The sequence below is a fragment of the Rhizobium terricola genome, assembly GCF_012927355.1.
Taxonomy (GTDB): Bacteria; Pseudomonadota; Alphaproteobacteria; order Rhizobiales; family Rhizobiaceae; genus Allorhizobium; species Allorhizobium terricola.
In genome coordinates, this window is sequence record NZ_JABBGK010000001.1 from 73,727 (window position 1) to 93,327 (window position 19,601).

The 19,601-nt window shown below is 62.7% G+C and carries 17 protein-coding genes; 9 read left to right on the forward strand and 8 right to left on the reverse strand.

Annotated elements, in window-relative coordinates:
* Position 1 precedes the first annotated feature (1 nt).
* Positions 2 to 553, reverse strand: coding sequence for a TRAP transporter small permease subunit (locus HHL25_RS00320; RefSeq protein WP_169586144.1), 552 nt, complete (start codon positions 551 to 553; stop codon positions 2 to 4).
* Between the two features lie 437 nt (positions 554 to 990).
* Between HHL25_RS00320 and HHL25_RS00325 the strand changes: the two genes are divergently transcribed.
* The 5 genes from HHL25_RS00325 (at position 991) to HHL25_RS00345 (ending at position 5,801) form a co-directional block, all read left to right on the forward strand.
* On the forward strand, positions 991 to 3,294 hold the full coding sequence (locus tag HHL25_RS00325) for a putative bifunctional diguanylate cyclase/phosphodiesterase (protein WP_169586146.1): 2,304 nt from the start codon (positions 991 to 993) through the stop codon (positions 3,292 to 3,294).
* A gap of 200 nt (positions 3,295 to 3,494) precedes the next feature.
* Positions 3,495 to 4,256, forward strand: a complete 762-nt coding sequence (locus tag HHL25_RS00330) for an N-acyl amino acid synthase FeeM domain-containing protein (RefSeq protein WP_169586147.1) — start codon at positions 3,495 to 3,497, stop codon at positions 4,254 to 4,256.
* A gap of 154 nt (positions 4,257 to 4,410) precedes the next feature.
* Positions 4,411 to 4,635, forward strand: a complete 225-nt coding sequence (locus HHL25_RS00335; RefSeq protein ID WP_169586149.1) for an aa3-type cytochrome c oxidase subunit IV — start codon at positions 4,411 to 4,413, stop codon at positions 4,633 to 4,635.
* 27 nt (positions 4,636 to 4,662) lie between these two features.
* Positions 4,663 to 4,962 (forward strand): hypothetical protein, encoded by a 300-nt coding sequence (locus tag HHL25_RS00340; RefSeq protein WP_169586151.1) that lies wholly within the window; start codon positions 4,663 to 4,665, stop codon positions 4,960 to 4,962.
* A gap of 8 nt (positions 4,963 to 4,970) precedes the next feature.
* Positions 4,971 to 5,801, forward strand: coding sequence for an NAD(P)(+) transhydrogenase (Re/Si-specific) subunit beta (locus HHL25_RS00345; RefSeq protein ID WP_169586153.1), 831 nt, complete (start codon positions 4,971 to 4,973; stop codon positions 5,799 to 5,801).
* An 87-nt stretch (positions 5,802 to 5,888) separates the two neighbouring features.
* On the opposite strand, the gene HHL25_RS00350 is transcribed toward HHL25_RS00345, so the two are convergent.
* Together HHL25_RS00350 and rpsU are read right to left on the reverse strand one after the other, a co-directional pair.
* Entirely contained in the window at positions 5,889 to 6,755 is an 867-nt protein-coding gene (locus tag HHL25_RS00350; protein ID WP_169586155.1) for a tetratricopeptide repeat protein, read from the reverse strand.
* A 138-nt stretch (positions 6,756 to 6,893) separates the two neighbouring features.
* Positions 6,894 to 7,121, reverse strand: coding sequence for a 30S ribosomal protein S21 (gene rpsU / locus HHL25_RS00355; protein ID WP_169586157.1), 228 nt, complete (start codon positions 7,119 to 7,121; stop codon positions 6,894 to 6,896).
* Between the two features lie 301 nt (positions 7,122 to 7,422).
* Between rpsU and HHL25_RS00360 the strand changes: the two genes are divergently transcribed.
* The 4 genes from HHL25_RS00360 to HHL25_RS00375 are packed head-to-tail and all read left to right on the forward strand — an operon-like array spanning position 7,423 to position 12,552.
* Positions 7,423 to 8,676 (forward strand): sarcosine oxidase subunit beta family protein, encoded by a 1,254-nt coding sequence (locus tag HHL25_RS00360; RefSeq protein WP_169586159.1) that lies wholly within the window; start codon positions 7,423 to 7,425, stop codon positions 8,674 to 8,676.
* A gap of 18 nt (positions 8,677 to 8,694) precedes the next feature.
* A complete protein-coding gene (locus tag HHL25_RS00365; protein ID WP_169586160.1) occupies positions 8,695 to 9,015 on the forward strand; it encodes a sarcosine oxidase subunit delta in 321 nt (106 codons plus the stop codon).
* The gene (locus HHL25_RS00370) at positions 9,012 to 12,005 is read left to right on the forward strand and encodes a sarcosine oxidase subunit alpha (RefSeq protein ID WP_169586162.1); all 2,994 of its coding nucleotides are present in this window, start codon (positions 9,012 to 9,014) and stop codon (positions 12,003 to 12,005) included. The genes HHL25_RS00365 and HHL25_RS00370 overlap by 4 nt, the downstream gene beginning before the upstream one ends.
* Positions 11,998 to 12,552 carry a sarcosine oxidase subunit gamma gene (locus HHL25_RS00375; RefSeq protein ID WP_169586164.1) on the forward strand — a complete coding sequence of 185 codons (555 nt, stop codon included), beginning with the start codon at positions 11,998 to 12,000 and terminating at the stop codon, positions 12,550 to 12,552. The genes HHL25_RS00370 and HHL25_RS00375 overlap by 8 nt, the downstream gene beginning before the upstream one ends.
* Positions 12,553 to 12,691: 139 nt before the next feature.
* On the opposite strand, the gene HHL25_RS00380 is transcribed toward HHL25_RS00375, so the two are convergent.
* From HHL25_RS00380 to glgC, 5 genes are all read right to left on the reverse strand, one after another.
* Positions 12,692 to 13,177 carry a MaoC family dehydratase gene (locus HHL25_RS00380; RefSeq protein WP_169586166.1) on the reverse strand — a complete coding sequence of 162 codons (486 nt, stop codon included), beginning with the start codon at positions 13,175 to 13,177 and terminating at the stop codon, positions 12,692 to 12,694.
* Positions 13,178 to 13,268: 91 nt separating this feature from the next.
* On the reverse strand, positions 13,269 to 15,236 hold the full coding sequence (gene glgX, locus HHL25_RS00385) for a glycogen debranching protein GlgX (RefSeq protein ID WP_169586168.1): 1,968 nt from the start codon (positions 15,234 to 15,236) through the stop codon (positions 13,269 to 13,271).
* Positions 15,237 to 15,246: 10 nt separating this feature from the next.
* The gene (locus tag HHL25_RS00390) at positions 15,247 to 16,878 is read right to left on the reverse strand and encodes an alpha-D-glucose phosphate-specific phosphoglucomutase (protein ID WP_169586170.1); all 1,632 of its coding nucleotides are present in this window, start codon (positions 16,876 to 16,878) and stop codon (positions 15,247 to 15,249) included.
* Positions 16,879 to 16,882: 4 nt separating this feature from the next.
* Entirely contained in the window at positions 16,883 to 18,322 is a 1,440-nt protein-coding gene (glgA, locus tag HHL25_RS00395; RefSeq protein WP_169586171.1) for a glycogen synthase GlgA, read from the reverse strand.
* Positions 18,322 to 19,590, reverse strand: a complete 1,269-nt coding sequence (gene glgC, locus HHL25_RS00400; protein WP_169586173.1) for a glucose-1-phosphate adenylyltransferase — start codon at positions 19,588 to 19,590, stop codon at positions 18,322 to 18,324. The genes glgA and glgC overlap by 1 nt, the downstream gene beginning before the upstream one ends.
* Between the last annotated feature and the right edge of the window lie 11 nt (positions 19,591 to 19,601).

A 19,601-nucleotide genomic window follows, 5' to 3' on the forward strand; every position in this document is an offset into this window, starting at 1 on the left:
GTCAGTGCCCCGTCATTTCGCTGGCATCTTTGTCGTGGTTTTCTTCTTCGAGGTAGCCGAAGATGATCGCCGCGCGCTTGACGATTTCGGAGATTGCCTGGGCGCTCAGCATCAGGAAGCCGAAGAAGACCGCAGCCTTGGCCGGCCACACGATAAGGCCCCCAGCGCTCGAGGAAATCTCGCCAATCTTGTACGAGTTCCAGAACCACGGCCAAGCAAGCCAGGTGATCAGGAAGCTGAACGGAACGAGGAAGATGATGTGCAGGATCAGGTCGATCCAGTCGCGGGTCCTCTTGCTCCATGAACTCGAGACGATGTCGATCCGGATGTGTTCATTCTTGAGCAGTGCATAGGCGGCTGCCAGCATGAACACGGTGCCGTAAAGGTACCACTGCAGCTCGAGCCATGCATTGGATGAGATATCGAACATCTTGCGAACAACGGCGTTGCCCGCACTGATCAAGACCGCCGCGAGCAGCAGCCAGGAGACCCAGCGTCCGATCGCGCCGTTGATCGCATCGATCAACCGGCTGATTGCCAATAACACTTTCATGGTTTTCTCCCCATATATCGAGGTCGTGCTTAGAGCATGGCCAACAGTCGTGCAACGGGGCTAAGTGCCGGTTTTCCGGCCTTTTCACAATATGTGCCCCGGCTCGGGCATAGCCTTTCGTCTAATGGTTTTCGTCAATTCTGCGCCTGGCCGCCGCAAGGGGCAAGCGACCGCAGCATGCGGCCCTGCCCCCCAGAGGGCGGTGTCCCGAAACGGTACATGTCTCAGACCGGGATTCAGTCGACTTTTACCGCCGGACCTATCGCCGATTGCCAACGGCGTCCATTTATCGCAATCATGGTATCGGGCCGGAAAGACGGTATTGCCAGACCCATCGTCGCCCGTGAGAAACCCCGGTCGGCTATGGATTTTCCGATGGTCTAGCAATCGATTTTTAAATCGTTTTGCATAGGTTGCTCGGATGAGGAGGCCATCGGATGAAGGCTAAAAGCAAGGAAGCTGTGCCGACGGACGTCTACCTGTCCTTCGTCAGCTCGCTTTTTGGCAACCGACAGACGCTGTTCACCGGCATGCTGGTGCACATCCTCACTTATGTGGCCGTCTACCATAAGACAGGGGATTCCGTTTTTGTCCTGCTCTGCGTCGCTTTCGGCGTAGTTTTTGCCAACCGCATCTTCCTGTTTGCCCGCTTCAGCCAGGCCGACAAGTCGAATTGGGGCTTCAAGGAAATCCGGGGCTGGGAGCTCCGCTACATCGTTGGCGCCGCGTCGACGGCGGCCATCCTCGGCATTGGCTGCGGCTATTCCATCCTTGCCTTTGAAGACACGTTCGTGGAACTTGCCTGCATTTCCGTTACGATGGCGTCGATGGTTTCCGTCGTCGGCCGTAACTACGGATCACGGCTGGCGGTGAACCTGCAAAGTTCCGCTTGCTGCCTACCGATCATCGTCTGCGCGCTGTTCGCGAATGATCCTTATAAGCTTCTGCTGTCCGTCATGCTCATCCCCTTCGTCCTGACGACGCAAGCAATGGCGACCGGCGTTCGCGAGTTTCTCTACGAAAACGTCATTGCCTCACGCGAAATGAGAAAGTTGGTCGGCAGCTTCGATACCGCGCTCAACAACATGACGCACGGCCTCCTGATGCTCGATCCGCAGAACCGTATCGAGGTGATCAATCGCAAGGCATGTGAACTGCTCAATCTCGGCGACCGCTATCGCCTGAAGAACTGCGACCTGGACGTGGTCCTGCGCTACGGCGTGCGGCACACCTTCGTCGACGGCTCCATGCCTAACCTCATTCAGCGCCAGCTCGCGCAATTGATGGACGGCACGATTTCGCGCGCCGTCATGCAGTTTTCCGAGGACCTGGTGCTGGAATTCTCGGCCAGCCGCCGCCCGGAAGGCGGCGTCGTCCTGATCTTCGAAGACGTCACGGCGCGCGTGCGTGCCGACCGCAAGATCCTGCACATGGTTCGCTTCGATTCTCTGACGGGTCTTCCACAGCGCGGCTACTTCGCCGATCTCGTCCTGGAAAACGTCGCCGCCCGCACGAAGAGCGGCGAAATCGGCTTCATGGTCCTCGACATCGACGAGTTCAAGCACGTGAACGACATGAAGGGGCACGTGACGGGCGACCGGCTGCTTGCCGCCGTGGCCAACCGGCTGCTGAAGCTCGCCGCCGGCGAGGCGATCGTCGGCCATCTGGTCGGCGACCAGTACGCGCTGTTCTTCCCGAATGCCGAAGGTCGTGCGGACCTCGAGCAGCGGATGCGCGACATCCACGCGGCGATCGCCGGCAACTACGACGTCGACGGCACCAGCTTCACCATCACCTTCTCCGCCGGCGCCGTGCTGATCGAGAGCTCGGAACTGCGCATGGAGGAGTGGCAGATCAAGGCCGACCTCGCGGTGTTCGAATCGAAGTCGCGGGGCAAGGGCAGCTTCACCGCCTTCGCCGACGAGATGGATGCCCGCTATATCGAGCGCCAGCGCCTGAAGACGGATCTCCAAGCGGCGGTCGAGAACGACGGACTGCAGGTCGTCTACCAGCCGATGTTCGCGCCGGACGGTTCGCGAATCGATTGCTGCGAGGCTCTGTCGCGCTGGACGCATCCGGAGAAGGGCAGCATTCCGCCGAACATCTTCATCCAGATCGCCGAAGAGATGGGCATCGTTTCCGGTCTGACCCGCTTCATGATCCGTCAGGCGTGCCGGGACTGCGTGACCTGGCCCGACGAGATCGCCGTTTCGGTCAATCTGTCGGTGCAGGACCTGCGCAGTGACGATATCGTCCAGACGGTTCTGGACGCTCTTGCCGACACCGGCCTCGATCCGAAGCGGCTTCATCTCGAAGTCACCGAATCGAGCCTGATCGAGGAGATGGCAGCGGTTCGCCTCATTCTCGAACAGCTGCGCAAGCACGGCATCACCATCGCCATCGATGACTTCGGCACGGGCTTCTCCAGCCTCAGCTACCTCGACGCACTCCCGGTCGACCAGGTGAAGATCGATCGCTCCTTCGTCCGCAACATCGGCGAGGACGCGCGGCGGCTCAAACTCCTGCGCGGCATCGTCACGCTGTCGCGCCAGCTTGAGCTCGGCATCATCGTCGAGGGCGTGGAGACCCAGGACCAGCTGGCCTTGATCACCAAGTACAACTGTGCCGATTTGATCCAGGGTTACGTCTTCTCGACGCCGATCGCGTCGAGCCGGGTCGCCGACATGGCGGAACGGGCTCGGAAGAAGTTGATCCTTGCTGGCACAGCCAATGTCGCCTGACACTGGCCCAAACGCCTGAAATTTCCAAAACCAGCAGATTCTCAGGGTGCATTTAGCGCCGTGACCTCGCGTTAACCATTTCCTTTAACCGAATGTTAACCTTAACAAAAGGTAAATTGCCGCACTACTAGATTTCGGAACTGCACAATCGCACGTTGGCTGCTAGGGTTGGTTAACGAAACGTAAACGGCGGGACCGGAATGAACGCGCACACGCAGATGCCGGAAGGCTTTGCTGCCAAGATGATGGCGCTTCTCGATCACATCGAGTACCGGCGAATACAGACCGGCGAGGACTTCGGCGAGATCGAGCGACTGCGTTACAGGGCTTACAAGGCTGCGGATGTGCTGCCTGTCGGGGCGGCCAGTTTGATTGACGATATCGACTTCGATGATCACGCCTATGTTTTCGGGGTCTATTACTTCGAGCAGTTGGTCAGCACCATCCGCCTGCACTATGTTACCCCCGATCATCCCGTGGCCCAATCGTCTGGTGTCTTTCCGGATGCCATCGATGATTTTCTCGAGGCCGGCCTCACATTGATTGATCCTGCGCGTTTCGCGGTGGAACCCCAGGTCGCGGCGGAGCTTCCCGTTCTTCCCTATATCACCCTTAGACCGAGCATTGTGGCGGCGGCCTACTTCAAGGCAGACCGGGTATTGCAGCATGTGCGGCCGCATCACGCGGCATTCTACAAGCGCGTGTTCTATGCCGATACGATCGTCGATCGCCGCATGACCGAGATCTATGGTCTCGAACTAACGCTGCTCGCCACCAACACGCATACAGTCGGGCGAAAGCTCCTGCAGCGCTATCCGTTCTTTGATTCGGGATTGCATGAACGACGCCTCATGTTCGGTCAAGAGAGCCAGCACATGCTGCCGTCGCTGACGGTGTTGCCGTCGGCGCGGCTGGTTGCTGCTGGGCATATCCCCGGTGCCGTCGCCGGCGTGGACTACTGACCACTTCGATCTGCCGCTCTGATCCATTGCGTATCGCCGGACCTTTGTGTAATCGAAGGTGGGGGAGGCGTCGTAGACGCCGCCTGTACCTGACGAAATTCAAGTCGGCGGCCGACCTCAGGCGTGATGCGGTTGGTCCAAGGGGAGACAGAGCATGAGCGAACACCACAGCGGTCCGGTCGAAACCGGTGCTCCGATGAATTATCCCGAGCATGAGAAGACCTATGGTCTCTTCATCGCCGGCACCAAGTATGGCACGGCCATTCTCGTTGCGCTCATGCTTGCGATGGCTGCCGGCTTCTTCGGTGGCGCTGGCTTCATCGGCGGCCTGATCGCCTTTGTCGTTCTGAGCATCGCCGGCATCTTCCTCCTGCGCTGATCACGTCGCGGCCGGACGACTTTTGCCATGTTCTCTGCCGCGCATGATCCATTCCTGTTTCGCATCGGCGTTTTCGTGCTCGCGCTCGCCGCGGGCTGGTTCCTGGCATCGCGAACCGCCCGAAGCGCGCGTCAGCCTCTCGTCCTGATCGGCGGCCTCGTGGCCGCCGTCATCGCGAGTGGCGCCGTCTATGCCGTTGCCCGGTTTCCGGCGGGCGAGGCGCGCAGCTCCGCTTTCATTGCCCTCCTTCTCGCGTCGACCGGCCTTTTTGCCGCGCTCGGCATCGCGCGCGGCCTATTCCGGCCTGAGTCGCGCGATAGGCGCTAGGCATCGCCATGGAAGGGTTCGTCGTCATAGGAGACATGGTCGCGACAGGGCTCCTGGCGCTCGGTATCACCCGTGGTGCCAGGGGGCGGGCGCTTGCTTCCGTCGTTCCGCTTCTCATCTGGGGCATGATGGCGGCGGCGCTTGCAGCCGCGCTGTCGGCGATCCCGACCTTCGGTGGCTTCCTGCTTCTTGCTCTCGGGGCAGGCTTCGGCGCAACCTTCGGCGCGCTGATCGCCTTCTCTGCGCGGGCCGAGCGGATGCCACTCTATCTCACCGGCCTTCTCGTCCTCTACGGCGTCACCGGGGTCTTCTTGTCCCTTTCGGTGATGGAAACCAGCGCAATCTTCTGGCAGAGCCGCATGGGTTCCAGCAATGCGGAGCGGCTGGCGAGCGGTGCGGTGGCGCTGCTCAGCGGTTCGCTGGTGGCTGGCGGAGGCTGCGCGATGTTCATCCGGCGCCTGCCTGCCGGCCCGGTCGCCATGCTGTTGCGAACGACGCCGCTGTATCGCCTGCTGCTTGCCGCGCTCATCCTGGTGCTGCTTGGCCGGCTCATGGCGTCGGGGGGCGGTTTGGTCCTGTTCTCCATGGTGTCCTGCCTGTCCATGGTGCTCGGCGCCCTTGTCGTGCTTCCGGCGCGGGAGGCCGATCTCTGGCCATTTGCCATCCTGCTGACGGCCCTCAGCGGCCTTGCCACGGCGGCAATCGGCTTTGCCCTGGCCAGCCTTCTGCTGATCATCGCCGGCGGCCTGGCCAGCGCATCGATGGCGCAGCTTCTCAACAGCGTCTGCCGGGAGAGCGGCCGGCGTCCTCGCGATCTTCTCCTCGGCAATCCCCGATAGGAACGGCAGCCGAAACGCTGCTCGGAAACGAAAAATGCCGGCGCGAGGCCGGCATTTTCGATGGGATCCGTCTTCTTCTGTCGCCGATCAGGCGCCGCCGCCGCGGGTGCGGGCAAGACCTTGCTGGGCCGGCAGATATTTGGGATCGAGACCGAGTGCGTGGGAATAGGACTTGGCGGCACGCGCCTTGTCGCCGCGACGCTCGTAGATGAGCGCCTGGTTCGCCCAGGATTCCGCGTTCTTGCCGTCCAGCTCGATGGCGTGATTGAAGTCGGCGAAAGCGTTCTCGTCGTCGTTCAGAGCGACATAGGAGACACCGCGGCCGTTATAGGGCTCAGGCGAGCTCGGCGACAGCGAGATCGCCTTCGAGAAGTCGTCGATCGCCTTGTCGTGCTGGCCGCGCAGCTGATAGATCAGGCCGCGGTTGTGATAGGCGCGACCGTCCGTGGTGTCGAGTTCGATGGCGCGGTTGAAGTCGCCGAAGGCTTCGTCGATTCGGCCGGCCTGGCGATAGATGTTGCCGCGGCCGATATAGGCGACGTCATAGTTCGGGTTGAGCTTGAGCGCCGTGTTGTAGTCCTGCGCGGCTTCGACCGGCTTGCCCATGTTGCGGTAGACGAGGCCGCGGTTGGCATAGGCCTGATAGAAGTTCGGGTTGAGCTGAAGGGCGACGTTGAAGTCATTCAGCGCCTTGCTGAACTGACCGGCGCGGCCATAGGCGGAACCGCGCACGTTGTAGCCTTCAGGTGCGCGCGGATTGGCATCGATCACAGCCGAAAGCGACGAGATGTTTTCTTCCGACCCCTGGGCTCGGTCAATGCGAATCACGTCTGAGGATTCGGTCGTCTGGCAACCGGCGAGGCCGATGAGCGCAAGGAACGCCACCGTCGTTGCAAGGCGGCTCTTGGTTTCGCCGGCGATGCGGGAACGGCGGGAAAGCGGGTATTCGATCATGGCGGGCCAATGTCCGGCGAGCTGTTCGCCGCCGATCGGTCATCGGATGGCAGCGAGTTGAACTTCAAATGAAAAGAGCGGGGGCGAACCGATCGCCTCCGCCCTTAGAACATCGGAAAACGTCGAAAAGACGGCCAATCAGCGGGCCGGACGACCCGCGCTGACCAGACCTTCGCGCTGTGCACGCTTGCGTGCCAGCTTGCGGACGCGGCGGACGGCTTCAGCCTTCTCGCGTGCACGCTTCTGCGACGGCTTTTCATAATAGTCGCGCATCTTCATTTCGCGGAAGATGCCTTCGCGCTGCATCTTCTTCTTGAGGGCGCGGAGCGCCTGATCAACGTTGTTGTCGCGGACAAGTACCTGCACGTCTATCCCGTTCCTTTGGTTTTGAGTTGTTTTCCGCCAAAGTCAGGTCGTTAGCGGAACAAAAAACAATCGTTTCGCTTGGCCGTGAGGTCAGCGATTAGGGAGGGCAGATAACAGATCGCCTCAAGGAAGTCCATATGGCGCGGGCCTTTGCTCCGAGAAAATTCGCTTCCGGGAACGTATGCGGCTATCGTGTCGAAAGACGCATGTCGTGGCGTCGCAAAAGGAGCGTCGTGACGCATATGTATTTGTCACTGATGTCATCCTACCCAAAAGCCTTGCCTACAGGAGTTTGAGGCGAATGCGCAAATATTCGGTTTTTGCCGTGGCACGCGAGGCGCTGCGCGCCCATAAAGGCTGGGAGGCCCAGTGGGTTTCTCCCGAGCCGCGCCAGTCCTACGACGTCATCATCATCGGTGCCGGCGGGCACGGTCTCGGTGCCGCCTACTATCTGGCCAAGGAGCACGGCATCACCAATGTCGCGGTGCTCGAGCGCGGATGGCTGGGTGGCGGCAATACCGGCCGCAACACGACCATCATTCGGTCCAACTATCTCTACGAAGAGAGCATGGACATCTACGAGCATTCGCTCAAGCTGTGGGAAGGCCTGTCGCAGGACCTCAACTACAACGTCATGTACTCGCCGCGCGGCGTCATGATGCTGTCGCACAATATTCACGACCAGCAGTCGTTCAAGCGCCACATCAATGCCAACAACCTTTATGGCATCGACAACGAATGGCTGACGCCCGAGCAGGCCAGGGCCTATTGCCCGCCGCTCGACATCTCGAAGACGGCCCGCTACCCGATCAACGGCGCGGCCCTGCAGCGCCGCGGCGGCACGGCTCGCCATGACGCGGTTGCATGGGGCTTTGCCCGTGCGGCCTCCGATCGCGGTGTCCACATCATCCAGAACTGCGAAGTCACCGGCATCCGCCGTGGTCCGAACGGTGAGGTCACCGGCGTCGATACGAATCGCGGCTTCATCGGTGCGAAGAAGATCGGCGTTTCTGCTGCCGGCCATTCGTCGGTCGTCATGGGCATGGCCGGCGTTCGCCTGCCGGTTCACTCGACGCCGCTCCAGGCGCTCGTTTCCGAGCCGATGAAACCGATCTTCCCGTGCGTTGTCATGTCGAACACGGTGCATGCCTATATCTCGCAGTCGGACAAGGGTGAGTTCGTCATCGGCGCCGGTACCGACCAGTACAATTCGTACTCGCAGACCGGCGGCCTGCAGATCATCACCCACACGCTGGATGCGATCTGCGAGCTGTTCCCGATGTTCCGTCGCGTCAAGATGATGCGCCAGTGGGGCGGGATCACCGACAACACCGCCGACCGCTCGCCGATCCAGAGCGTGACGCCGGTCCAGAACCTGTTCGTCAATGCAGGCTGGGGAACCGGCGGCTTCAAGGCGACTCCGGGTTCGGCCAACCTGTTCGCGCACCTGATCGCCAAGGGCGAGCCGCACCGCCTGGCGGCCGGCCTCACCCTCGACCGGTTCCGCACCGGCCGTCTGATCGACGAGGCGGCTGCCGCCGCCGTGGCGCACTGATTACGAGGGAACGCACAGATGCTGCTGATCAAATGCCCCTATTGCGAGGAAGAGCGCTCCGAGCTCGAATTCCGCGCCGCCGGCGAGGCGCATATCGCCCGCCCGACAAACATTGCCGAGATCTCCGATGAAGCCTTCGCGGAGTATTTCTTCCTGCGCGACAACCCGAAGGGCCTCATCTTCGAACGCTGGCGCCACATCAGTGGTTGCGGACGCTTCTTCAATGCAGTCCGCGACACCGTCAGCGACAAGATCCATCTGACCTACAAGGCGGGAGAGCCGAAGGCCGACGTGTCTGCCTTCCTCCCGAACGCAGTTGAGAAGGGAGCGTCGAAATGAGCGGCGCCAATCGTATCCCGGGCAAGGGTCGCCTCACGCCGGCCCGCACCGCCCGCTTCACCATCGACGGCAAGAGCCTGACGGCCTACGAGGGCGACACTGTCGCCTCAGCCATGCTCGCCAACGGCATGCATCTCGCCGGCCGCTCGTTCAAGTATCACCGTCCGCGCGGCATCCTGACGGCCGGTCCGGAAGAGCCGAATGCGCTGCTCGACGTATCGCGCGATGCGGCCCGCCGCCAGCCGAACGTCCGCGCCACGGTGCAGGAAGTGTTCGACGGCATGAAGGTCGAGACGCAGAATCGCTGGCCGTCGCTGTCGCTCGACATCGGCGAGATCAACGACTTCTTCTCGCCCTTCTTCGCCGCCGGCTTCTACTACAAGACCTTCATGTGGCCGAAGTCCTTCTGGCACTCGGTCTACGAACCCTTCATCCGTCGCGCTGCCGGCCTCGGCGTCGCGCCGAAGGAAGAGGATCCGGATCACTATTCGAGCCGCTATGCGCATTGCGACGTTCTCGTCGTCGGCGGTGGCGTGGCCGGCCTCTCAGCAGCGCTTGCCGCAGCCGAAACCGGTGCTCAGGTCATCATCTGCGATGAGCAGCCGGAAATGGGTGGTGCGTTCCACTTCGACACCGGTGCGACCATCGACGGCCAGAACGGCTACGACTGGGCGCAGGCAACCGCAGCCAAGCTCGCCAGCCTGCCGAACGTCCGCGTCATGACCCGCACGACCGCCTTCGGCTACTACAACCACAATTTCGTGGCGCTTGCCGAACGCGTTACCGACCATGTCGCGAAGCCTGCCAAGAGCAGCCCGCGCGAGCGGCTGTGGCAGGTCCGCACCAAAAAGGTGGTGATCGCCACCGGTTCGATCGAACGCCACATGGTGTTCGCCAACAACGACCGTCCGGGCATCATGCTGGCGTCCGCCGGCCGCACCTATCTCAACCACTTCGGCGTCGCCGTCGGTGCCAAGGTCGGTGTCTACACGGCACATGATTCGGCCTATGAAGCCGCCTTCGACCTGAAGCGGGCCGGCGTCACGGTCGCCGCGATCGTCGATTGCCGCGAAAAGCCGGGCGAAAAGGTGCTGGCGGAAGCCCGCAATCTCGGCATCGAAGTGCTGGCCGGCCATTCTGTCACCGACACGTCGGGCCGCCTGCGCATCCGTTCGATGACGGTCAAGCGCAACGGTAACGGTAGTGCCCGCAAGATCGAGGTCGACGCACTTCTCGTCTCGGCCGGCTGGACGCCGTCGGTGCACCTGTTCTCGCAGTCGCGCGGCAAGCTGAAGTTCGATGCGGCCAACGACCGGTTCCTGCCGGACGTCTATGCCCAGGAATGCATCTGCGTCGGTACCTGCAACGGTACGGACGACATCCAGACGATCATCGACGAGGCCTCTGCGGCTGGTGCCGACATGGCAAAGGCCGCCGGTGCGGCCGGTTCGTCCTCGACCCGCCTTGCCGGCGTCAATGCCTTCGGCTGGACCGGCGGCATGATCGGTGCGGCTGAAGGGGCAGGGCGCGATACGAGCGTCAAGGCCTTCATCGACTTCCAGCACGACGTCTGCGCCAAGGACATCCGCCTTGCCGTGCGCGAAGGCATGCATTCGATCGAGCACATCAAGCGCTTCACGACGAACGGCATGGCCTCCGACCAGGGCAAGCTGTCCAACATGCATGGCCTTGCGATCGCCGCCGAAGTGCTGGGCAAGGAAATCCCGAAGGTCGGTCTCACGACCTTCCGCGCGCCCTACACGCCGGTCACCTTCGGCACGCTGATCAACCACTCGCGCGGCGAGCTGTTCGATCCGACCCGCAAGACGCCGATGCATGCCTACGAAGTCAGCCAGGGTGCTGAATACGAGGATGTCGGCAACTGGAAGCGTGCCTGGTACTACCCGAAGCCGGGTGAGGACATGCACCAGGCCGTCAATCGCGAATGCAAGACGGTGCGCGACGTCGCCGGCGTCTTCAACGCATCGACGCTCGGCAAGATCGAGGTGGTCGGTCCGGATGCGGCCGAGTTCCTCAACCTGATGTACACCAATGCCTGGGACACGCTGAAGCCGGGCAAGTGCCGCTACGGCATCATGACCCGCGACGACGGCTTCGTGTATGACGACGGTGTCGTCGGACGACTCGCCGAAGACCGCTTCCACGTGACGACGACGACCGGCGGTGCGCCGCGCGTCCTCAACCACATGGAAGACTACCTGCAGACGGAATTCCCGCATTTGAAGGTCTGGCTGACGTCGACCTCCGAGCAGTGGGCGGTCATCGCCGTTCAGGGTCCGAAGGCGCGCGACATCATCGCTCCGTTCGTCGAAGGCATCGACATCTCGAACGAAGCCTTCCCGCACATGAGCATCGCCGAAGGCAAGTTCTGCGGCGTTCCGACCCGTCTGTTCCGCGTCTCCTTCACCGGTGAACTCGGCTTTGAAGTCAACGTGCCGGCCGATTTCGGCGCCTCGGTCTTCCAGGCGATCTGGGAGCGGGCGCAGAGCCTCGGCGCCTGCCTCTACGGCACCGAGACCATGCACGTGCTGCGCGCCGAGAAGGGCTACATCATCGTCGGCCAGGACACGGACGGCACGCTGACGCCGGACGACGCCGGCTATGGCTGGGCGGTCTCCAAGAAGAAGACCGACTTCGTCGGCATTCGCGGCCTGAAGCGTCCGGATCTGGTCAAGGAAGGCCGCAAGCAGCTGGTCGGCCTGTTCACCAAGAACCCGAACGAGGTTCTCGAAGAAGGTGGTCAGATCGTCGCCGATCCGAACCAGCCGAAGCCGATGACCATGCTCGGTCATGTGACGTCGTCCTACTGGTCCGAAAACCTCGGCCGGTCGATCGCGATCGCCACGTTGGTCGGCGGACGGGCGCGCATGGGCGAAACGCTCTACGTGCCGATGAAGGACAAGACCATCGCGGTCGAAGTGACCGACACGGTATTCTTTGACAAGGAAGGGGGACGCATCCATGGCTGATGCTATCGTCGCTCAACGCAATCCCGTACTCACCGGCGCCCATGGCGGATCGCCGATCGTGCGGCTGACACCGGCCGATCCGGCAACCCGCGTCTCCTTGCGTGCCCACGCCGACGGCGTTGCCGCCCTGTCGAAGGCGCTCGGCGTGAAGCTGCCGACCACCCCGAAGGGCACGGCCGCGGCAAAGGGACGGCTGGCCTGCTGGCTCGGGCCCGACGAATGGCTGCTCATCGACGAGAAGGGCGGCGACCTGATGGCCGACTGCGCCGCTTCCGGTGCCGTCCACTCGGCGACCGACGTGTCGCACCGGAACACGGCAATCATCGTCTCTGGTCCGGGGGCTGCGAACGCCATCAATGCCGGCTGCGCGCTCAACCTGTCGCTCGCGACCTTCCCGATCGGCGCTGCCACCCGTACGGTGTTCGGCAAGGCAGAGATCGTGCTTTACCGCGTCGACGAGGAAACCTTCCGCGTCGAGTGCTGGCGCTCGTTCGCGGAATATGTCTTCGGCCTGTTGGACGAAGGCGCGCAGGACGCTGCTGCCTGATGTCGAATTTGCTGGTCGGGGTTGTTCTCCGGCCGGCCCATCCTGACAGAGGCCGTGAAGATAGACGGCCCGGCCGCGCACGCATCCGTCGCGTCGCTCATGCAGACGCCCGAAACCGGGCGCCGCTTGCTTCCAATTCTCAGACGCCTTCCGGTCGGTCCTTCGGGTCGAACTGGATGATGGTCATCCAGATGGCGGTCAGCGCCGGCTTGCGCTCGCCTTCAATCTCGATCGAGACGTCGTAATTGGTCATCATCATGCCCGCGCCGCGGAAACGCGCCTCGGTCAGCACGAAATGCCCGCGCACGCGTTTGCCGCATTTGACCGGCGACAGGAAGCGCACCTTCTCGAAGCCATAGTTGATGCCCATCTGCTGTTCGCGGATCTTCGGCAGGCAGTCGTAGTTCATCGCCGACAGCAGGGAAAGCGTCAGGAAACCGTGGGCGATCGTGCCGCCGAACGGGGTTTCTGCCGCGCGAACCGGATCGACATGGATGAACTGATGATCGTCGGTGGCGCCGGCAAAGGCGTCGATCATTGTCTGGTCGACGGTAATCCAGTTCGAAAGGCCGACCTCCTGGCCGACCAGCGACTGAACTTCGGACAGCGAAATTTCACGCGGCATGGAACCTCACCGATCGTTGTGTTCTGCAATTACCTACAGGGGCTTGGACCAACAGTGAATAGCCGGTGCATGCCTCGGAATGATGAAAAAGTCAGTGTTCTATAAAAAACTCAACCGAGCGTGGTCTTACATGAATTTTCGCGGAGCAGCGATCGGTCCGGAGGGAATACCACTGGCGGTCGGGTGACGTCGGTAGTGTGAAGTCATGCGCCGTCCGGGAGCGGTTGAACAGAACGGCAAGGCGGACTTCGCGACCGAGCCTGGTGTCGAAAGTATCGAGCAGCATTGCAAGCGTGGCGGCCTCGTCCTCCTCCCAGTCCGCGACCTCCATCGGCGTGCCGTCGGTCGTGTGCCAGGCCACGTCGCCGCCGCCGTTGAAGAAGTCCAGCCGACTGAACACAGAAAAGCGCCGGCGCATGGCGGCCAGCATCGCGGTGTGCCCGATCAGGTCCTGATCGGCGTTCTCCCAGTCGAGCCATGTCAGCTCGTTATCCTGGCAGTAGGCGTTGTTGTTGCCGTGCTGGGTGCGGCCGAATTCGTCGCCGGCGGTCAGCATGATGGCACCACGGGTGGCAAACAGCGTCGACAGCAGTGCCGAGACGTCCTGAAGGCGCTGCTGGCGAATAGCGGCACTGTCGGTATCGCCCTCCACGCCGTTGTTCCAGGAATAGTTCTCGTCATGGCCGTCGCGGTTGTTCTCGCCGTTCCTGCCGTTGCGCTTATGGCTGTGCGACACGAGATCGAGCAGGGTGAAACCGTCATGGGCGGCGATGAAGTTGACGCTCCGGGTTTCCCGGATGCCGTTGCCGCCGAAGGCTCCGGACGAGCCGGCAAGCGCCGTCGCTAGCGCGCCCGCCATGTGGCCGTCGCCACGCCAGTAGCGGCGCATGTCGTCGCGCGCGCGGTCGTTCCATTCGAGGAAGGGGGCGGGAAAGTTGCCGAGCTGATAGCCGCCGGGACCTACATCCCAAGGCTCGGCGATCATGATGCGATCCTCGAGCACCTCGTCGGTCAGAATGGCGTGCAGCGTCCGCGAGGTCGAGTGAAAGCCGTGGAAGGTGCGTCCGAGGATGGGGGCAAGGTCGAAGCGGAAGCCGTCGACGCCGGCATGCACGACGAAATGGCGCAGGCTGTCGATGATCAGGCGCCGGACGAAGAGGTGGTCGCAGGCAAGGGTGTTGCCGCAGCCCGTGTCGTTGACCAGCACGGCCGGATTGTCGGGCAGGTGGCGATAGCATGAAAGATTGTCGAGGCCACGCAGCGACAGCGTCGTACCTTTCTGGTCGCTCTCACCGGTATGGTTGAAGACGAGGTCGAGGATGACCCCTATGCCTTCCTTGTGCAGGGCGGCGACCGTGTCGCGCAGTTCCGTCATGCCGCCGGGCACGATGCGGGGATCGAGCGCCATCAGGGCAATCGGATTGTAGCCCCAGCCATTGGTCAGCCCGAGCGGCGGCAGATGGCGTTCATCGATCCAGGCGACGATCGGCATCAGTTCGACCGCATCGACCCCGATGGTCTTCAGGTGGCTGATGATCGCGGGATGGGCAAGGGCCGCGACCGTGCCACGCAGTTCGGCCGGCACTTCCGGATGGCGCATGGTGAAGGCCTTGACCGACAGCTCGTAGATGAAGCCGCCGGGCTGGAAATGCGGTCGTTCGAGACGCGCCAGCCGATCGTCGGTGACGATCGCCTTCGGCACGATGGCCGCCGTGTCCGTGCCGAAGATCGACAGCTTCGGGTCATGGACGAAGGGCCTGTCGAGTTCCTTGGCATAGGGATCGACGAGCAGCTTGGAGGGATCGAACCAATAGCCGTGGTCCGGCGCATAGCGGCCATAGGCGCGGTAGCCGTAGCGCGCACCGGGAACGACGCCATCGACATGCAGCCTGTGTACGCTTTCCGCGTTGCGCGTCATCGGCAGGCGGCAGATCTCGGCGCGGCCGATTGGATCGAACAGGCAGAGCTCGACCCTTTCGGCATGATGCGACCAGACGGCGAAATCCGCACCCCTGTCGGTCAGTGCGACGCCGCCCATCCGTGTTTCGATGCGGTTCATCCGCGCGCGATCAGGTGATGACCGTCGGGGCGTCGCGGCCCGTGCGGGCGCCGATGCCGGCCAGTTCCTCGGCCGCGGCGATCAGATCAGCAAGAGCCGACTGCGTCTCCAGATCATGGCGGTTGGCGTCCGGCTCGTAGCGCTCGATGTAGACGCGCAGCGTTGCACCAGAGGTGCCGGTGCCGGAGAGGCGGAAGACGACGCGGGAGCCGCCTTCGAACAGGATGCGGATGCCCTGGTTCCGGCTGATCGACTGGTCGACCGGATCGAGATAGGCGAAATCATCGGCCTCGGTCACCGTCAGGTCGCCAACCTTGGTGCCGGGAAGGCTCTCCAGTCGCACACGCAGCGCGTCCATCAGGCCGTTGGCGGCATCGGTGTCGACGGCCTCGTAGTCGTGGCGGGAATAGTAGTTGCGACCATAGGTGGCCCAATGCTGGGTGACGATGTCCTTCACGCTTTCGCCGCGCACGGCGAGGATGTTGAGCCAGAGGAGCACGGCCCAGAGCCCATCCTTTTCGCGGACATGGTTCGAACCGGTACCGGCGGACTCCTCGCCGCAGATCGTCACCTTGCCGGCATCGAGCAGGTTGCCGAAGAATTTCCAGCCGGTCGGGGTCTCGTAAATGCCGATGCCGCGCTTTTCGGCCACCCGGTCGGCGGCGGCGCTGGTCGGCATCGAGCGGGCAATGCCGGCGATGCCCTTGGAATAGCCGGGTGCGAGATCGGCATTGGCCGCAAGGATGGCGAGGCTGTCGGAAGGCGTGACGAAGATGCCCTTGCCGATGACGAGGTTGCGGTCGCCGTCTCCGTCGGAGGCAGCGCCGAAATCCGGCGCATGCGTCCCCGACATCATCTCGTCATAGAGTTCCTTGGCATGCACCAGATTGGGGTCGGGGTGATGGCCGCCGAAATCGGGAAGGGGCGTGAAGTTGCGCACCGTACCGACGGGTGCGCCCAACCGGCGCTCGATGATTTCCTTGGCGTAGGGGCCGGTGACCGCGCTCATCGCGTCGAAGACCATGCGAAAGCCGAGGCCGAACATGTTGCGGATCGCAGAAAAGTCGAAGAGCTGTTCCATCAGCTCGGCATAGTCGGCCACGGGATCGATGACCTCGACAGTCATGCTGCCGACCTCCACGGCGCCGATCCGGTCGAGATCGATGCCGGGCGTATCGACGGTCTTGTAGGCGCTGATGACCTTGGAGCGGGCAAAGATCGCGTCCGTGATCTTTTCCGGCGCCGGGCCGCCGTTGCCGATATTGTACTTGATGCCGAAATCCTCGGTGGGGCCGCCGGGATTGTGGCTTGCCGAGAGGATGATGCCACCGAATGCCTTGTACTTGCGGATCACGTGCGAGGCGGCCGGCGTCGATAGAATGCCGCCCTGGCCGACCAGCACCTTGCCGAAACCGTTGGCCGCGGCCATGCGGATCGCCTTCTGGATGACTTCACGGTTGTAGAAGCGGCCGTCGCCGCCGATCACCAGCGTCTTGCCGGCAAAACCCTCCAGCGAATCGAAAATGGACTGGATGAAGTTTTCGGCATAGTTCGGCTGCTGGAAGACCGGGACCTTCTTGCGCAGACCGGACGTGCCGGGTTTCTGGTCGCCAAAAGGCTTGGTGGCAACGGTCGAAATCATGGACTTACTGGCCTTTCGAAACGAGGCGTTTATAGAGTTCGGCATAGCGCTCGGCGCTTCTGCCCCAGGAGACATCGCACTTCATCCCCTGCTTCTGCAACTGACCCCAGGTCTTGGCGGAATTGTGGAGCCGTACCGTGCGACGGATGGCGGAGCGCAGGGCATCGGCCGTGCCGGAGGCGAACTTGATGCCGGTCGCCACCTGCGCTGCGAGTGCTGCCTCGTTGGCGTCGATGACGGTGTCGGCCAGTCCCCCGGTGCGGGCGACGACGGGCACGCATCCGTAACGCAGGCCATAAAGCTGGGTGAGCCCGCAGGGTTCGAAGCGCGACGGGATCAGGATGGCATCGGCGCCGGCCTGCATCAGATGCGAAAGCGGTTCGTCATAGCCGACGATCATGCCGATCCGGCCCTTGTGCCGGGCGGCGGCGTTCATCAGGCTCGATTCGAGCGCGTGGTCGCCTGAGCCGAGGACCGCGAGCTTTGCCCCCGAGGTAACGATGGTGTCGGCGACCTCGGCAAGCAGGTCCATGCCCTTCTGCCAGGTGAGCCGCGAGATGACGCAGAAAATCGGACCGGGATCATTGTCGAGTGCGAAGCGTGCGGAGAGGGCATCCCGGTTGGCCAGCCGTTTCTTCAGCGAGGCCGAGGTATAGGTCGCGGCGATGTGTTCGTCGGTCGCGGGGTTCCACACGGTCGCGTCGATCCCGTTGACGATGCCGTAGAGGTCGTCGGCCCGGCTGGCGATCAGACCCTCGAGACCCATGCCGAATTCCGGCGTCAGGATCTCCTCCGCATAGGAGGGGCTGACGGTGCTGATCGCATGGGAGGCGACGAGACCGCCCTTCAGGAAACTCAGCGTGCCGTAGTATTCGAGTGCCTCCCAGAAGGCATGCGGCGGAAGGCCGAGGCCGGGGAAGAGGTCGGCGGAAAACTGCCCCTGGAAGGCAATGTTGTGGATGGTGATCAGGCTCGGGCGCTCGGCCGCCTGGCTGTAGCGCATGTAGACCGGGGTGAGCGCCGCCTGCCAGTCATGGCAGTGCACGAGGTCGGGCTGCCAGCCGGGCAAGGCGCCGGCGGCGATTTCGGCACCCGCCTTCGAAAGCACGGCGAAGCGCTTCCAGTTGTCGACATAGTCGCGGGCATTGGGATCGACATAGGGGCCGCCGACGCGGTCAAACAGTGCGGGGGCGTCCAGGACGAGGATGTCGACGCCTTCATGCTTCACCGCAAGCAGGCTCGCCCGTTCTCCGAGCAGATCGTCGAATTCGGCGCATTTTACGGCATTCCGGATCGCCTTCATCACGGCGGGATAGCCGGGAAGCAGGGTCCGGGTCTCTATCCCGTGGCTCGAGAGCGCAAGCGGCAGCGCGCCGGCGACGTCGGCGAGACCGCCTGTCTTCACGAGCGGATAGAGCTCGGATGTAACCGACAGGACTTTCATCAGCCGGCCTGGTCCAGTTTGTCGATCATCGACTGGGTTATGAGGCAGATCCCGTTCTCCGAGCGCCGGAAGCGCCGGGCATCCATTTCCGGATCCTCGCCGACGATCAGTCCCTCGGGAATGACGACGCCGTGGTCGATGACCACGTTGGTCAGCCGTGCGTGGCGGCCGATCTGCACCTTCGGCAGGATGACCGCGCCTTCGAGGCGGGAGTAGGAGTTGGCGCGCACGCCGGTGAAGAGCAGGCTCTTGTAGAGCGCGGAGCCGGAAATGATGCAATCACCCGAGACGAGCGAGGAGATCGCCGAGCCGCGGCGGCCCTCGTCGTCGTGGACGAACTTGGCAGGCGGTGTGATCTCGGAATAGGTCCAGACCGGCCACGACTTGTCGTAGATGTCCAGCTCCGGAACGATGTCGGTCAGGTCGATATTGGCTTGCCAATAGGCATCGATCGTGCCGACGTCGCGCCAGTAGGGGGTCTTCTCGAAGTCGGAACGCACGCAGGAGCGGGCGAAGCGGTGGGCGACTGCTTTACCGTTCGAGACGATATAGGGGATGATGTCCTTGCCGAAGTCGCGGCTCGAATGCGGATCGGCGGCATCCCGGCGCAGGATGTCCATCAGGAACTTGGTGTGGAAGACATAGATGCCCATCGAGGCGAGCGCGAAGTCCTCGTTGCCGGGAATGCCCGGCGGGTCGGCGGGCTTTTCAACGAAGGCAATGATCTCGTCCTTGCTGTCGACGTGCATCACACCGAAGCCCGAGGCTTCCATGCGCGGCACCTCCATGCAGCCGATGGTGACGTCGGCGCCGGAATCGACGTGCTGCTGAAGCATCAGCTCGTAGTCCATCTTGTAGATGTGGTCGCCGGCAAGGATGACCATGTATTCCGGGCCGTAAGGCTCGATGATGTCGATGTTCTGGTAGACGGCGTCCGCAGTGCCTTCGTACCACTGGGTCTCCGAGACGCGCTGGCTGGCGGGCAGCACGTCGAAGCTCTCATTGCGTTCGGGACGGAAGAAGTTCCAGCCATGCTGGAGGTGGCGGATCAGCGAATGCGCCTTGTATTGGGTAGCGACCCCGATGCGGCGAATACCGGAATTCAAGGCGTTGGAAAGGGCGAAGTCGATAATGCGTGCCTTGCCGCCGAAGTAGACGGCGGGCTTGGCACGTCGGTCGGTGAGCTCCTTCAGGCGGCTTCCGCGACCGCCTGCCAGCACATAGGCCATGGCATCGCGCGCCAGAGGCTGGATTCTCTTTTCCTTCATGTTTCCCTCCC